This window comes from Cupriavidus sp. DL-D2, assembly GCF_039710735.1.
GTDB lineage: Bacteria > Pseudomonadota > Gammaproteobacteria > Burkholderiales > Burkholderiaceae > Cupriavidus.
This window is the reverse complement of record NZ_JBDKXK010000004.1, coordinates 384308-398636: the sequence shown is the minus strand read 5'-3', so window position 1 is coordinate 398636 and position 14329 is coordinate 384308. Positions and strand designations below refer to the sequence as shown.

Sequence of the window (14329 nt, the reverse complement as noted above, 5' to 3'; positions counted from 1 at the left end):
CCGCCTGATTCAGTAGCCCGGCGCCCACTGCGGCGCCGTTCCCGATTCCGCTCCCATGTGGCGGCGCTGCGCCGTTGTTGCAGGCTCGCGCATCATGGGCAGTTCAAGCTCCAGTTCCAGCGCCATCTTCACCAGATCCGCGAATGTGCGGGCCGCCATCTTGCGCATGGCACGGCTGCGGTGGATCTTGATGGTCACCTCGCTGATGCCGATGGTGGCCGCGATCTGCTTGTTCATGAGTCCGGACGCGGCCAGCGTCATGACTTCGCGCTCCCGGTCACTGAGCGTGGCCAGCCGCGAGCGCAGATCGTCGCTGCATTGCAGGACGTGCCGCTTCTTGCGGTCGGCGGAAATGCCTTCCGCCACGGCGTCGAGCAAGTCCTGGTCCCGGAACGGCTTGGGCAGGAAATCCACCGCGCCAGCCTTCATCGCCCGCACCGACATCTCGATATCGCCATGGCCCGTGATGAACACCACGGGCAGGCACATGCCGCGCCGCTCCATTTCGCGCTGCACCTCCAGTCCATTGGTGCCGCGCAGCCGCACGTCCATGACCACACATCCTGGCGCCGTGTCGATGGTGGTCGTCAGGAACGCCTCGGCCGAGAGAAACGCGCGCGTGCGCAGGCCCACGGACCGCAGCAGGTCCTGCAAGGCGTCATTCATGCCCACATCGTCATCGACGATGTAGACCACAGGTTCACAGGCCGCGCGGCCACCAGCAGGATTCGAGGGCGATGCTTTCACGATGCAACTCCGGATTTCGGAAGGGCTTGAGACTTATGTGCGCATCGGTCAGATGAAACCGGGAAGAAATGTTGCATCCGCCATGCGCTTTATATAGGGCAAGTCTATGCAGCGCTGCAGGGCGTCACAAGCCACGCTGGGGGGAAGCGGCGTTTCCGATTGCGCACCAATCGACGGAGCACGAAAACAAGGAAGGATGGACGAAAAAAAACCGGCGCCCCCGGAGGTGGAAGGCGCCGGCCAACGGGATGAAGACGGTGCTTCAGGCGTAGCTGATCTCGGGGTCTCCAGCGGCCAGCGCCTGCTCGCGATCGGCGGCGGGTGGGTAGATCCACTGCGTGTTGATCATGATCTTGCGTTCCTTGCCCTCGGCGCGTACGAGCTTGACCTGTCGATCCCAGCCTTCGGTGTAGACCGCGCCCCAGCTACCAAGATCGAGACAGGTGGCGTAGAACGCCTGGCGATACGGCTTCGTCGGCAGGCCCAGCAGATCCGCTGCGACGTTGTAGCCGGCAAAGCGCCCCATGAACAGCGCGTGCTGGCACGACATCAGCGAGTAGTGGCCGTCGTCATCGGTCAGCGCACGCACCACGTCACCGGCGCCGAAGACATCCTTTGCACCGGTCACGCGGAGATCCTCGGTCACTTCCAGGCGACCCTGTCGATCGACGGTCGGCACCACCTGCGTGGTGAGCGCGCTGGCCACCATGCCGCCCGTCCAGATCACGGTGGCGGCATCGATGCGCTCGCCCGTGGCAGTCACCACGCCATTGGCATCGAACGACACCACGCCACCGCCAATACGGGTCTCGATATTCAGTTGCTCGAGCGCCTCCACAATCTGCGGACGCGGACCCGGGCCGAGATCGGGACCGATGGCATCGGCGCGCTCGACGATGACGATGCGCGGACGCATGGTGTCGCCAAAGATCTTGCGCAGCCGCTCCGGCAATTCCGTTGCCACTTCCAGACCGGTAAAGCCACCGCCCACGACGACGAACGTGTTGCGCGCCGCGGTGTCGGGCTTTGATGCAAGACCCTCCAGGTGCTCGCGCAGCTTCACGGCCTCGTCGAGCTGATCCACGGCGAACGCGTGTTCGGCCAGGCCCGGCAGCGGCGGACGGAACAGGCGGCTGCCGCTGGTCAGCACCATGCGGTCATAGGGGAACGCTAGCGTCTGGCCGGTGGCCGTCTGGATATCGACGATGCGATCCGCCGGATGGATACGCTCCACCGTGCCCTCGATGAACTTCACGTTGATGGCATTCAGGATCGGCAGGAACGGTACGGCCATCTGCTCGGGATGCGTCTCGTGCAGACGCGGCCGCACATGGAGTTCGGCACGCGGCGACACCAGCGTGATTTCCACGTCGTCAGCCTTGTCGCCTTGCTGGTCGACAACGCGCGCGGCACCGAGTGCCGTCCACAGTCCGGCAAAGCCGCCGCCAATGATCAGGATCTTTCGTGTCATGGTTGTCCTCTCGTATTCAGTACTCGGGTAATCGGGTGGAAATGCAAGGCAAACGTCTCCCCCTTTCCAGGACGCCATCGCGCCGGTCAATGAGAAGACAGGAGGGGGAAAGCGACGGGCACGGCCAGACGCAGCCGTGCCTGTGGGACAGCGGGCTACTTTTCCAGTGTCAGGATCGGAGCGCCCTGCTTCTTGAGGAGGAAGACGACGAACTTCGCCTTCTTGGTCTTGCTGGCATTGCGGCCCACCGTGTGGACATCATCGGGGCCTTCGTAGAAGGTGTCGCCGGGTTTCAGCGTCACCTCCTTGCCGCCCTTCACACCCATCACGATGCTGCCTTCGAGCACGTAGATGAAACCGTGCGCGTCGTGGCGATGCACGGGATCGGCACCGCCTGGCCCGTATTCCACGACGATCATCTGCACTTCCTTGCCGGGGTAGTCAGCCAGCGGCTTCACGAGCAGGTCCTTCACCTGCACATCGTCCGTCGCGGCGTGTGCGGCCGGGGCCGCCATCAGCACCGACAGCGCCACCGCCGCCGTCATGGATAGAAGCGCTTTCATGGCATTACTCCAGGTTGGCCTTGTCGAGGCCGAACGCCTTGTCCGACGATCCCGGCACAATGCGGAATGCTACGTTCAGGCGGTTCCATGCGTTGATCGAACCGACCAGGAACGTCAGGTCCGACAATTCCTTCTCGCTGAACTGCGTCAGCACGCGCTCGTAGATGTCGTCAGGCACACCCTGGGCGCCCAGATGCGTCACGGCCTCGGCCCACGCCAACGCGGCACGCTCGCGCGGCGCGAACAGCGTGGACTCGCGCCAGATAGCCACGTGGTAGAGGCGCAGCTCGCGCTCACCGTGAATCTTGGCCATCTTGGTGTGCATGTCCACGCAGAATGCGCAACCGTTGAGCTGGGACGCGCGGATCTCCACCAGTTCGCGGATATGCGGCTCGATCGTGGTCTTCTGGAACAGTGCGCCGAGCTCCATGAGCTTGCGGGACAGTTCCGGCGATTGTTCGAAGAAGTTAATACGTTGCGTCATGATTCCTCCTGGTGGACTGATGGGAGCGATGACATCCTGCATCGCACGAGATGCATCGTAGGTGTTGGCGGCGCGGCGCGGTAGTGCCGCCGAGGAGCCCACTCTGTTGCCGGCCGCGCACCAATCACAACGGCTGCGCACCTGTGCCGCGAGCCGCTCAGACCAGCACCGTGATCACGCTGTGCATGCCCTCGCGCGCCAGCTTTGCATAGGGGCACATGCGCTCGGTGTTGCGTACCAGTTCCTCGGCCACCGCCTTCTCCACGCCCGGCAGCCGAACGCAAATCTCGGCCGTCAGCGCATAGCCGCCATCGACCGGGTCGCGCCCGAACGCAACCTGCACGACCACCGTGATGCCTTGCACCTCGATACGTTCGCGTCGCGCAATCAGGCTGAGTGCCCCGTGAAAGCAGGCGGCAAAGCCCGCCGCAAAGAGTTGCTCGGGATTGGTGCCGCCGCCCGGGCCACCCAGCGCCGCGGGCAGGCGCAGGTCGAGAACAAGGTTGCCATCGTCGGACCGGGCCACGCCCGATGCACGGCCATGCGCCGCTTCGCCGCCGGATACCGTCACCGTCGTCGAGTAAAGCGGCGTAAAACCTTCACCGTGGTATCGGTCGAGCAACGTCAGCGGTGGGGGTTGAAGGTGTGCTTCCTTTTCCATGAAGTCTCCTCCGGCGCCGGGTTTATTTTTTCTGGGACGTCCGCATCCATTCCTCGAAGCCGATGCGGCCCAGGCGTGCCTGGCCTTCCGGCACGAGCGTGCCTTCCTGCAGTTCGGCGCCGAAGTAGCGCGCTGCAGGATCGGGGGCAACGGTGCGCTTGTCGCCGATGGCCGTGAGATAGCGCTGCACAAGGTCGCTCATCTTGAATCGCTCGGGGCCGGCAATCTCGACGATGCCGTTGACGGGTGCAGCCAGCGCGGCGTCGGCCACGGCTTCCGCCACATCGTCGGAAGAAATCGGCTGGATCAGCGCAGTGGTGATCGGAACGGCGTCTCCCTCACCCGCCGACTGCGCGATGGCGCCGAGGAATTCGAGGAATTGCGTCGCGCGCACGATCGTGAACGGGATTCCCGCGCGGCGGATCAGTGCTTCCTGCGCATTCTTGGCGCGGAAGTAGCCGCTCTGTTCGAGCTTGTGGGTGCCCACCACCGAAAGCGCCACATGATGTGCCACGCCGGCGGCCTTCTCCGCCTCGGCCAGGTTGCGGCCCGAGGTCTCGAAGAAGTTCAGCACGGCCGTGTCTTCAAAGGACGGCGAGTTGGCCACATCGACCACGACCTTTGCCCCGGCCAGCGCCTGTGCCAGCCCTTCGCCGGTCAGCGCGTTGACACCATTCTTCGGCGAGGCAGCCACCACCTCATGGCCCTGCGCCACCAGCCGCTTCACCACTTTCGTACCAATCAGTCCCGTACCGCCAATCACAACGATCTTCATGATGCTCCTCCGTCTACGAAAAATGGAATGACTCCATGCTCATGCTAGGCATTGGTCCTGGCACGCACCAGACCGACGCATGGCGCACGGTGTTTCCCATTTCGCACCAATCAAGGATCGAGGATCGTGGTGCGGAAGCAGTTGCAAGAGGCGCCTAGCGGTTCACCTTGAGCCGGTATTCGCTCGGCGACAACCCGAAGTGCCGCTGGAAGGCCACGCGCATGCGCTCCTCGCTGCCGAAGCCGCAATCGCGCGCGATCAGGTCGATGGGACGGGTCGGGTCCTGAAGCAGCCGGCGCGCCGCTTCCATGCGGAAATGCTCCACGCCCTTGGCCGGGGTGCGCCCCGTCTTTTCCTTGTAGACGCGCGCAAAGTTGCGCGGACTCATGCCCACATGCTCGGCCAGTTGCTCCACGCCGAGCGCTTCGCAAGACAGGTTCTGCACGATCCACAAATGCAGCGATTCGAAGACCGGCACCTGCCGGCTTTGCGAGATCAGGATCTCGCTCAACTGCGGCTGGCCGCCCGGCCGCTTCATGTACACGGCCAGTTCCTTGGCAGAGTTGAGCGCCACCTCGTGGCCGTAGTCGGCCTCCACCATCGCCAGCGCCAGGTCGATGCCGGTGGTCACGCCAGCCGAGGTCCACAGGTTCTGCTGTTGCACGAAGATCGCGTCGGGATCGAGGTCGACCGTGGGAAACAGTTCGCGAAAGCGGTCGAGCATGGCCCAGTGCGTGGTGGCGCGCTTGCCGTCGAGCAGCCCGGCATAGGCCAGCAGGAACGCCCCGCTGCACACCGACGCCACGCGCCGCACCGTGCCCGATGCCGAATGCAGCCAGGCGATCAGCGGCGCGGAGTTGCGCGCCACCTGGAGGATGTCCGGCGAGCCCGGCACGATCACCGTATCGATCACGCGCGGATCGTAGGTGCCGATCGCCTCGGTCTGCATCACCGTGCCTTCCACCGATGCCATCACCCCGCCGTCAAAGCTCGCGGTCAGGCAACGGTAGCCCGCCATGCCGCGCGCACGGGCGTAGTTGCTGGCAGCCCAGAACACGGTCTGAGGGCCGGCAAGGTCGAGAAGGCTCACATCGGGGTATGCCACAAACAGAATGTTGCGTGGCATGTCGTCAGCGGTCCCTGAAACGGGGGGCAGGTTGGAATCCATGGGGGGCGGGGCGGAGGGCAATCGAAGGTAGTGCAACCGGACGGTTTCCGGCTATGCGCATGATACGCAACTTGCGCACCTGTGCCACCGGCCGCCTCATGGGCACACGGAACATGTCTAACTCCATCCTCGAATCGGGAAATGCCAGGACACTGCGAGGCGGCGATTCTGAGGCCGCGGCTGGTCCGTCACAAGGCACGAGGACGGGAGCCACTGTTTCCAATTTTTCACCAATCGGGATTTCGGACTGCCAAGGGTGCACCGCGCGGCAGAATTACTGGCAGAAAAACAGGGAACGCTGTCATTTACGGCAAACGCACGCGAAATTACCATCTTTTTGCCGCTTCGCGGTCAGGGTGTGTACGGAGGAGGTTTTTCCGGCACCCGCTGAAACAGAGAGATTCCGAAATGAATGCAGTACGTGTGGCGGTGATGTTTTTTTGCAATGCGAGGCCGCGCTCGCTGCCTGACTCCGCCCCATGCCCGCCATGCAGCCTGAACACGTAAACCGCCTGGGCATCCTCGGCCGATCCGTGGCGATGATCGTCCACGAGGCCATGCAGCCGATGGCGTCGGTCGTCACGCGCGGGCAGGCAGCCCTTCGATGGATGCGGCAGGACACGCCGGACACCGCGGCAGCCATCGCCTCGCTGGAGCGCATGGTCAGCGATGCACAGCGCGCAGCGGCAGTGCTTGCCGAACTGCGCTCGCTGGCGTCTCCTCCCTCGGTCGCCGCGCGCCCACGCGAGCGGTTGCCGCTCAATGGGCTGCTGCGCGATACCGTGCGATGGTTCGACGAGGAGTTGCGCCGTCAGCAGGTGCGTCTGCAGGTGGACCTGCCGCCCGACGATGTGTGCGTGACCGCCGACCGCACCGCGTTGCGCCAGGTATTCCTGAACCTGCTGCTCAATGCACTGGAAGCGATGGCGGACTGCCCGGCGGACGCGCGGGCGGTGTCGGTGACGCTCGCCGTCATGGACGGATCCGCCGAGGTGGCGATCGTCGACGCGGGCTGCGGCATCGCGCCGGACGCCGCCGATACGCTATTCCGCGCCTTCTACACCACCAAGCGCGATGGCATGGGCATGGGCCTGGCGATCTGCCATCGCATCGTCACGACGCACGGCGGCAGCATCCACGCAGAGAGCCAGCCGGGAGGCGGCGCGCGCTTCGTGGTGCGCCTGCCGCTGGCCAGTACGCCCTCCGATCCGCATCACGATCCAGACGCGCCTCAGGCTGCTTCCTGAGCCGCGGCGAGATACCCGTGGATCTGCGAGACCACCGCGGCCCCTTCGCCCACGGCGGTGGCCACGCGCTTGGTCGATCCGGACCGCACGTCGCCGATGGCGAACACGCCGGGCACGCAGGTCTCGAGCGTATGCGTGGGCAGTCCGGCATGCGTGCCGGTCAGCACGAAACCCTTTTCATCCACCTTCACCCGGCAACCGCCGAGCCATCCCGTATTGGGCTCGGCGCCCGTGAACAGGAAGACATGTTGTACGGCCTTTGTTTCCCGCACGCCCGTATCGCGATGCCGCAGCACGGCACCCGTGAGCTTGCCCTCCCCGAGCAGATCCGCCACCTCGGTGCGCGTATGCACGGTGATATTGGGCTGCGCCGCAATGCGGTCGATCAGGTAGCGCGACATGCTCTGCTCCAGGCTGTCCGCCCGGATCACCACATGCACATGCGCGGTATGCGTGCCGAGAAACACCGCCGCCTGTCCGGCCGAATTGCCGCCACCCACCAGCACCACCTCCTGCTGCGCGCAGAGCCGCGCTTCCACGGGCGATGCCCAGTAATAGATGCCATGTCCTTCGAAATCCGCGCGATGCGGAATCGGCGGACGGCGATAGGCCGCGCCCGAGGCGATGATGACCGTGCGCGCCTGGATCACGTCTCCGGTCCTGGTCAGCAAGCGATGGATCGATCCGCATTCGAGCCGCTCCACTTCCACCGGACTGGCAATGTGGGCCCCGAACTTCTGGGCCTGGGCATGGGCATTGGTCGTCAGCGCCTGACCGGAAATGCCGGCCGGAAAGCCCAGGTAATTCTCGATGCGCGCGCTGGCACCGGCCTGGCCGCCCGGCGACAGCGCGTCGAGCACGATCACGCGCAGGCCCTCGGATGCCGCATAGACCGCAGCGGCCAGTCCCGCCGGACCCGCACCGATGATGGCGACGTCGTAGACCAGCGTGGCATCGATCTCCGGCAGCAGTCCCAGGCAGCCAAGCACCTGCTTGATGTCGGGGCGGCGCAGCACGCTGCCGTTGGGACAGATAACGAGTGGCAGATCGGACGGCGACGCTTCGAACCTGCCAAGCGTGGCGGCAGCGCCCGCGTCCACATCGATATCGAGCAGCGAGTACGGATAGTTCTGGCGACGCAGGAAGGCCTGCAGGTCGAGCAGCGCGGGATCGCTGCCGTGCCCGATCAGCGTCGGACCCCGGCCGCGCTGGATCAGCCCCGCGCGACGCAGCAGCAGTGCCTGCATGATCATCTCGCCGAGCATGGCTTCGGCCACCATCAATGCGCGCAGGCAGGCCGGGCGCACGACGATGGCACGCACATCCTCCACCGCAACGGCGTCCACCATTTCCGGCATGCCCGAGAGGTGGCCGATATCGGCCGAGAAATTGCCGGGACCATGTTCGGTGACCAGCGCGCTGTCGCCAATGCCATCGGGCTGCATGATGCGCACGCGCCCTTCGAGCACCAGCAGCATCCCGATGGCCGGATCGCCGGGACGCACCACGGTCTCACCAGCACGCCACGTGCGCTCGCTGCCATAGGGCGTGATACGCGCGATATCGGCATCCGACAAGTGCGGATGCATCTGCTGGCGATTATTGAGGGCGTGATTGATTGGGGCGTTGGCGGATTCCATGGCGGCACGCTCTGCGGTGAAGTTGTCCTTGCAAGCAGCGTAGCAGCGCGCGTCGTCCACCTCACTCATGCACTCGGACGCACCAGTAGTACTTACGTATGCGTGCCTGCCATGCACGGATTCTCCGCCTGCCTCCCAAGCCAGTCCCAGCCTGGGATTCCAGCGCCCACCCCATGCATTGTCCATTTTCGGAAACGCCAGTGATGCCAGACAAGAACCAATCCCCGCCGTCACCCGACGCGGCATCGGGCCCGACATCGGACACACTCGACCGCGCGTTCCGCATCAGCCTGCCCAACCGCGCCGATGCGCTATCCACCAGTTTCGCTGCCAGCTATGCCGGCATCATGGCGTTCATGGCGGTAGCCAGCGAAGGCAGCTTTGCACGCGCCGGCGAGCGGCTCGGCATTGGACGCTCGGCAGTCAGCCGCAACGTGCAGAAGCTGGAGACACAGCTCAGCACACGGCTGTTCCTGCGCACTACGCGCACGACGCAACTCACGCGCGAAGGCCAGCGCTTCTACGAGAACTGCAGCCAGGGCGTGACGCATATCGTCGAGGCGATGAACGACATGCTCGAACTGCGCGAAGGCCCGCCGCGCGGCCTGATCCGCATCAGTTCGACGGTTGGCTTCGGCCGCAAGATCGTGGCACCGCTGCTCGACAAGTTCATGACCGCGTACCCCGACATCGCCGTGGACCTGCTGCTCGACGACCGCCCCACGGACTTCGCCGCCGACCAGATCGACATCGCCTTCCGCAACGGCCGCATCGAAGACTCGAGCATCATCGCCCGGCAACTGATCCCGATGCAGATGGCGCTGTGCGCGGCGCCTTCCTATGTGCGCACGCACGGGCTGCCGCAGACGCTGGAAGATCTACGCCACCACCACTGCATCAATTTCCGCTTTGCCAGCGGGAGAATCTTCGAATGGGAGTTCAAAGTGGATGGCCGCGTGCGCAAGTACATGCCCACAGCGCGCCTCACCTTCAACGACGCAGACCTCGTGCTCGACAGCGTACTGCGCGGCTGGGGCATCGCGCAGGTCGCCGGCTACCAGATCTGCGACCACCTGGCCGCCGGCGAACTCGTGGTGGCGCTAGGCGCCCACATGCCCGACGATCGCGGCCACTACATCTGCTACCTGAGCCGCCAGCACCTGCCCACCCGCATCCGCGTGTTCATCGACTTCATGATCGAGCACATCCGCGCACTGCAGTTGAACTGCCTGACGCATTTCAATGCGGAGGACGGACCGATGGCGGCGTGAAGGACTGGCAGGTACGAATGAACCGCACCTAATAAAAAACCCCGGGAGACCCGGGGTTCTTCATGGACTGGCTGAGTAACTTGCCGATCAGGCGAAGTTCTTTGCAGCGAAGTCCCAGTTCACAACGTTCCAGAATGCCTCGACGTACTTCGGACGGGCGTTGCGGTAGTCGATGTAGTAGGCGTGTTCCCACACGTCGCAGGTCAGCAGTGCCTTGGCATCGGTGGTCAGCGGCGTGGCGGCGTTCGAGGTGGACACCAGGTCCAGTGAGCCGTCGGCCTTCTTGACCAGCCAGGCCCAGCCCGAACCGAAGGTGCCGACGGCAGTCTTCGTGAACTCTTCCTTGAACTTGTCGAACGAGCCCCACTTGGCGTTGATCGCGTCGGCCAGGGCGCCGGTCGGTTGACCACCGCCGTTCGGCTTCATCGATTCCCAGTAGAACGTGTGGTTCCACACCTGGGCTGCGTTGTTGAACACGCCACCCGACGACTTCTTGACGATCTCTTCGAGCGATGCGTTTTCGAAGTCCGTACCCTTGATCAGGTTGTTCAGGTTCGTGACGTACGTCTGGTGATGCTTGTCATGGTGGAACTCCAGCGTCTCCTTCGAGACGTGCGGAGCCAGGGCATCATGGGCGTAGGGAAGCGGGGGGAGCTTGTGTTCCATTGTTCTGTCTCTAGGTTTTGGTGGGGAGAATTGCCGATTGTAGGTGACTTGCCAGACCCGCGCAAACGACGCCGGAAAGCCCCCTGGGGTCATGTTAGTTTCGCCCGCATCGATTGAGAATCAGTCGCAGTGTGACTGCATCGGCCGCATTCAGAACGTGCCGAGCTTGGTTTGCACACCAGCGATTTCCAGGTCTGCAGTACCTTCGGCGAGATGGGCCTCGACGATACTTCCGGCACGCAACGCATGAGGCGAACGCAGCGCGTGACCACGGCTATCGAGCAGTACCGCGTAGCCACGCTCCAATGTGCGCTGAGGCGCGAGCAGTTCCAGCGCCCCGGATACGCGAGCCAGGCGTTGCGCCTCGCGTTCGTGGCGGCGCTCGGCTGCCGCGTCGAGCCGGTTGGCCAGCCGGTCCACGGTGGCCTGGGCCGCAACGGTGTCCGGCTTGCACGCACGCCAGCGCATGGCTAGCACATCATGGCGATGGCGCTGCGCGGACACCGTATCGCGCAAAGCCGCGCGCAGATGCCGCGAGAGGTTGTCCACGTGCGCGCGTCGCTCCTGCAGTTGCGCCTGCGGGCTGCGCAGCCTGCGGCCCAGCCACTCCAGGTGCTGGGCGCGGCGTTCCATCTGCCGGTCCATGCTCTGCGCCAGCGCGTCACGTGCGCGGCGTGCCGCCTGCAGCAGGTGCGCGCGATCCGGGCTGACCAGTTCGGCCGCACCAGTGGGCGTGGGTGCGCGCACGTCGGCAACGAAATCGGCAATCGTGAAATCGGTTTCGTGGCCGACGCCCGACACCACCGGCAACCGGCTGCGCGCCACGGCATGGGCCACCACTTCCTCGTTGAACGACCAGAGATCCTCGATGCTGCCGCCGCCCCGGCACAGGATCAGCACGTCGCACTCGTCACGCGCGTTGGCCGCGTCGAGCATGGCAGCGATCTTCTCGGCGGACCCCGCACCCTGCACCGGCGCGGGGTATACGATCACCGGCACATGCGGGGCACGTCGCTGCAGCGTGGTCAGCACATCGCGCATGGCTGCTGCCTGCAGGGAAGTCACCACACCAATCGCACGAGGGTGCGCAGGAATCGCGCGCTTGCGTTCGGCATCAAACAGACCGGCCTGCGCGAGTTTCTCCTTGAGCCGCAGAAAGGCTTCGTAGAGATTGCCCAGCCCCGCGCGGCGCATGGCTTCCACGCCGAGCTGCAGTTCGCCGCGCGCCTCGTACATCGACACCACGGCGCGCACTTCCACCGCCTCCCCCTCGCGCGGCGTGAAGTCCACGTGCTGGTTGCGGCCTCGAAACATCACGCAGCGGATTTGCGCCCGCGCATCCTTTAGCGAGAAATACCAGTGCCCGCTGGCGGCGCGTGTGAAGTTGGAGATCTCTCCCCTGACCCAGGACAACGGAAAGCTGCGCTCGAGCACGCCGGCAATCGCGTGATTCAGTTCACTGACGGGAATCACCTCGCGTGTCCGCATGGGCGGCTGAGACGGCGCAAAACGCGAAAGGTTCTCGTTCTCTGGCATGGTGAACAGCCGCTCAGGCGGCGTGCGATGGACATGTCCACAGCATAACGGGTATGTCAAGAGGCATGGGTCATGTCGCACGTGGTTCCGTGCAGCCCGCATGGCAAGGCACAAGCCATTGATTCTTATGAATTTTCCGGCGAAGCTAAAAAACAGGCAATGTAAGAGAAAACCTTACGCGTCAACCACTTACCCAAATCGCAGGCGGCTTGTTCACAAAGTTATCCACAGCAACTTTGGATAAATGATTTGTCAAGAGCCCCAGCTGTGGACAACGTATACGCCGGCATCAAATCCACTCCCTGGCAACACGCTTTGCGAAGCAGACGGAACGTGCTCGGAATCGACCCAGCTCCCGCAGGTTTGCGCAATTTTTAGGCAATCCGGCACGGCTCCATAGCAATCAAGGGTTTACGTCGCTTCTCCCGCGCTTATCCACAGCCCTTCCACAAACCTCCACGGCGCGAATGTGGAAATCGGCCTGGCCGAGGCCAACCCTGGCGCACTGCGCCGTGGAGGCCGTCTGCACAATATTTACGCAGCCGCGCAATTCCCTTTATCAATCAATGAGTTGCGACGGTTCTCCGAAAGCTTTCCACAGCCGGTCCACAGCACTATCCCTTCCGATTGTGGATAGCCGTCCCGAGAGATGGGCGAGCACACCCGAAACGCATTCGGAACAAGCAGAATACGGCATCTGCACAAAAAATAGGCAGGACCCATCACTTCCTTTGCATTCAATGGCTTAGGAAGCTTTTCCGTAGCCTGTCCACAGCCGGTCCACATAACTGTCCAGCTTTGGTGTGGAAAGCCGCAGACAGCACGCGCCGGAGTGGCTTGCCGCTGTCCCGTGCGCGGGGTAGAGTGGCGCCTGAAATTTTTTCGAGCATTGCCGCTGCGCAGCCTGAACTGGCGCGCATCAAAGGCTGCCGCGTAGTCCGGTTCATCCAGGCGTTTTATTTCGGGTCTGTCGTTCGTCCGTAGATTTCGGGGGTCCACGTGTTTTCCATCATTCAAGCGGCCGGCTGGCCGATCTGGCCATTGCTGCTCGCCTCGGTCATCGCACTGGCGCTGATCGTCGAACGTTTCATTTCCCTCAAGCGCGGCAAGATCCTGCCGCCGCGGATCTATGACGAGGCGCTGTCCGCTGCCCAGCAGCGCAAGGCCACGCCCGAGGTCGTCAACAACATCGAGAAGAATTCCCCGCTGGGCCGCGTGCTGGCCGCCGGCCTGCGCCACGTGGTACTGCAGCCGCAGACCTCGCGCGACGCCGCCAAGGACGTGGTCGAGGAAGCCGGCCGCGCCGTGGCCCATGACCTGGAGCGCTACCTGAACGCGCTCGGTACGATCGCTTCAGTGGCACCGCTGATGGGCCTGCTGGGCACCGTCATCGGCATGATCGAGATCTTCGGCAGCCAGGGCGGCACGGGGGCCAATCCCGAGCAACTGGCCCATGGCATTTCCGTGGCGCTGTACAACACCGCCTTCGGCCTGATCGTGGCGATTCCCGCCCTGGTCTTTTGGCGCTACTTCCGTCGCCTGGTCGATGACTACGTGGCCGAACTGGAATTCCGCGCCACCGCATTCCTCGACGCCATCCTGCCCCAGCGGCGGGCCTGACGCGCACCGGATACCGTCATGCGCTTCCGTTCCCGCCAGCGGCGCGAGGAGCCGGAGATCAACCTGATCCCGCTCATCGACGTGCTGCTCGTGATCCTGATCTTCCTGATGATCACGACCACGTACTCGCGCTACACCGAACTGCAGATCCAGTTGCCCACCGCCGATGCCGAGCAGGCGCAGCAGCGCCCGTCCGAGATCGTGGTATCGATTTCGGCACGCGGCGTCTACTCCATCAACAAGCACGTCATGGAGCAGAAGGACGTCACGAGCCTGGCCGATCAACTGCGCAACGCCGCAGGCCCGACCGGCAACGGCCCGCCGCCCGTGGTAATCGTCAACGCCGACGCCCAGGCCACGCACCAGGCCGTGATCAATGTGATGGAAGCCGCCCGCGTAGCCGGGTTGTCGCGGCTGACTTTCGCCACGCAGGCGTCGCAGTCGCGTTGACACGCTGACGCAGCAGGCCCCGCGCCGCGC

The 14329-nt window shown here is 64.2% G+C and carries 14 protein-coding genes; 4 read left to right on the top strand and 10 right to left on the bottom strand.

Annotated elements, in window-relative coordinates; all coding sequences use genetic code 11:
- Positions 1–9: 9 nt before the first annotated feature.
- The 7 genes from ABDB81_RS04745 to ABDB81_RS04715 form a co-directional block, all read right to left on the bottom strand.
- Entirely contained in the window at positions 10–747 is a 738-nt protein-coding gene (locus ABDB81_RS04745) for a response regulator (RefSeq protein ID WP_346809968.1), read from the bottom strand.
- Positions 748–1009: 262 nt separating this feature from the next.
- Positions 1010–2218: an NAD(P)/FAD-dependent oxidoreductase gene (locus tag ABDB81_RS04740; RefSeq protein WP_346809967.1), complete on the bottom strand. Its 1209-nt coding sequence runs from the start codon at positions 2216–2218 to the stop codon at positions 1010–1012.
- A 155-nt stretch (positions 2219–2373) separates the two neighbouring features.
- Positions 2374–2781 carry a cupin domain-containing protein gene (locus ABDB81_RS04735; RefSeq protein WP_137926832.1) on the bottom strand — a complete coding sequence of 136 codons (408 nt, stop codon included), beginning with the start codon at positions 2779–2781 and terminating at the stop codon, positions 2374–2376.
- 4 nt (positions 2782–2785) lie between these two features.
- On the bottom strand, positions 2786–3265 hold the full coding sequence (locus tag ABDB81_RS04730; protein WP_137926831.1) for a carboxymuconolactone decarboxylase family protein: 480 nt from the start codon (positions 3263–3265) through the stop codon (positions 2786–2788).
- A 157-nt stretch (positions 3266–3422) separates the two neighbouring features.
- Positions 3423–3926: an Ohr family peroxiredoxin gene (locus ABDB81_RS04725; RefSeq protein WP_137926830.1), complete on the bottom strand. Its 504-nt coding sequence runs from the start codon at positions 3924–3926 to the stop codon at positions 3423–3425.
- A 22-nt stretch (positions 3927–3948) separates the two neighbouring features.
- Complete coding sequence (locus ABDB81_RS04720) at positions 3949–4701, bottom strand: SDR family oxidoreductase (protein ID WP_346809966.1); 753 nt, start codon at positions 4699–4701, stop codon at positions 3949–3951.
- A 154-nt stretch (positions 4702–4855) separates the two neighbouring features.
- Positions 4856–5827, bottom strand: a complete 972-nt coding sequence (locus tag ABDB81_RS04715; protein WP_237380029.1) for a GlxA family transcriptional regulator — start codon at positions 5825–5827, stop codon at positions 4856–4858.
- Between the two features lie 521 nt (positions 5828–6348).
- On the opposite strand from ABDB81_RS04715, the gene ABDB81_RS04710 reads away from it, so the two are divergent.
- Positions 6349–7116 (top strand): ATP-binding protein, encoded by a 768-nt coding sequence (locus ABDB81_RS04710; protein WP_160471561.1) that lies wholly within the window; start codon positions 6349–6351, stop codon positions 7114–7116.
- On the opposite strand, the gene ABDB81_RS04705 is transcribed toward ABDB81_RS04710, so the two are convergent.
- A complete protein-coding gene (locus ABDB81_RS04705) occupies positions 7101–8825 on the bottom strand; it encodes an FAD-dependent oxidoreductase (protein WP_346809964.1) in 1725 nt (574 codons plus the stop codon). The two genes, ABDB81_RS04710 and ABDB81_RS04705, sit on opposite strands and share 16 nt — an antisense overlap.
- Before the next feature lie 134 nt (positions 8826–8959).
- Here ABDB81_RS04705 and ABDB81_RS04700 point away from each other — a divergent pair, with 134 nt between their 5' ends.
- Complete coding sequence (locus ABDB81_RS04700; protein ID WP_160471558.1) at positions 8960–10027, top strand: LysR family transcriptional regulator; 1068 nt, start codon at positions 8960–8962, stop codon at positions 10025–10027.
- A gap of 87 nt (positions 10028–10114) precedes the next feature.
- On the opposite strand, the gene sodB is transcribed toward ABDB81_RS04700, so the two are convergent.
- The gene (sodB, locus tag ABDB81_RS04695; protein WP_137927714.1) at positions 10115–10693 is read right to left on the bottom strand and encodes a superoxide dismutase [Fe]; all 579 of its coding nucleotides are present in this window, start codon (positions 10691–10693) and stop codon (positions 10115–10117) included.
- Positions 10694–10843: 150 nt separating this feature from the next.
- The gene (gene xseA, locus ABDB81_RS04690) at positions 10844–12181 is read right to left on the bottom strand and encodes an exodeoxyribonuclease VII large subunit (RefSeq protein ID WP_237380027.1); all 1338 of its coding nucleotides are present in this window, start codon (positions 12179–12181) and stop codon (positions 10844–10846) included.
- A gap of 1047 nt (positions 12182–13228) precedes the next feature.
- On the opposite strand from xseA, the gene ABDB81_RS04685 reads away from it, so the two are divergent.
- Together ABDB81_RS04685 and ABDB81_RS04680 are read left to right on the top strand one after the other, a co-directional pair.
- The gene (locus ABDB81_RS04685) at positions 13229–13849 is read left to right on the top strand and encodes a MotA/TolQ/ExbB proton channel family protein (protein ID WP_137927712.1); all 621 of its coding nucleotides are present in this window, start codon (positions 13229–13231) and stop codon (positions 13847–13849) included.
- Positions 13850–13867: 18 nt separating this feature from the next.
- Complete coding sequence (locus ABDB81_RS04680) at positions 13868–14299, top strand: biopolymer transporter ExbD (protein ID WP_160471554.1); 432 nt, start codon at positions 13868–13870, stop codon at positions 14297–14299.
- The last annotated feature ends 30 nt before the right edge of the window (positions 14300–14329 follow it).

Bases quoted from the DNA above. Each gene is read 5' to 3' on its own strand.
- ABDB81_RS04705 (WP_346809964.1), bottom strand. From the start codon at position 8,825: ATGAGTGAGGTGGACGACGCGCGCTGCTACGCTGCTTGCAAGGACAAC.
- ABDB81_RS04730 (WP_137926831.1), bottom strand. From the start codon at position 3,265: ATGACGCAACGTATTAACTTCTTCGAACAATCGCCGGAACTGTCCCGC.
- ABDB81_RS04700 (WP_160471558.1), top strand. From the start codon at position 8,960: ATGCCAGACAAGAACCAATCCCCGCCGTCACCCGACGCGGCATCGGGC.
- xseA (WP_237380027.1), bottom strand. From the start codon at position 12,181: ATGCGGACACGCGAGGTGATTCCCGTCAGTGAACTGAATCACGCGATT.
- ABDB81_RS04710 (WP_160471561.1), top strand. From the start codon at position 6,349: ATGCCCGCCATGCAGCCTGAACACGTAAACCGCCTGGGCATCCTCGGC.
- ABDB81_RS04740 (WP_346809967.1), bottom strand. From the start codon at position 2,218: ATGACACGAAAGATCCTGATCATTGGCGGCGGCTTTGCCGGACTGTGG.
- ABDB81_RS04680 (WP_160471554.1), top strand. From the start codon at position 13,868: ATGCGCTTCCGTTCCCGCCAGCGGCGCGAGGAGCCGGAGATCAACCTG.
- ABDB81_RS04715 (WP_237380029.1), bottom strand. From the start codon at position 5,827: ATGCCACGCAACATTCTGTTTGTGGCATACCCCGATGTGAGCCTTCTC.
- ABDB81_RS04735 (WP_137926832.1), bottom strand. From the start codon at position 2,781: ATGAAAGCGCTTCTATCCATGACGGCGGCGGTGGCGCTGTCGGTGCTG.
- ABDB81_RS04720 (WP_346809966.1), bottom strand. From the start codon at position 4,701: ATGAAGATCGTTGTGATTGGCGGTACGGGACTGATTGGTACGAAAGTG.
- sodB (WP_137927714.1), bottom strand. From the start codon at position 10,693: ATGGAACACAAGCTCCCCCCGCTTCCCTACGCCCATGATGCCCTGGCT.
- ABDB81_RS04725 (WP_137926830.1), bottom strand. From the start codon at position 3,926: ATGGAAAAGGAAGCACACCTTCAACCCCCACCGCTGACGTTGCTCGAC.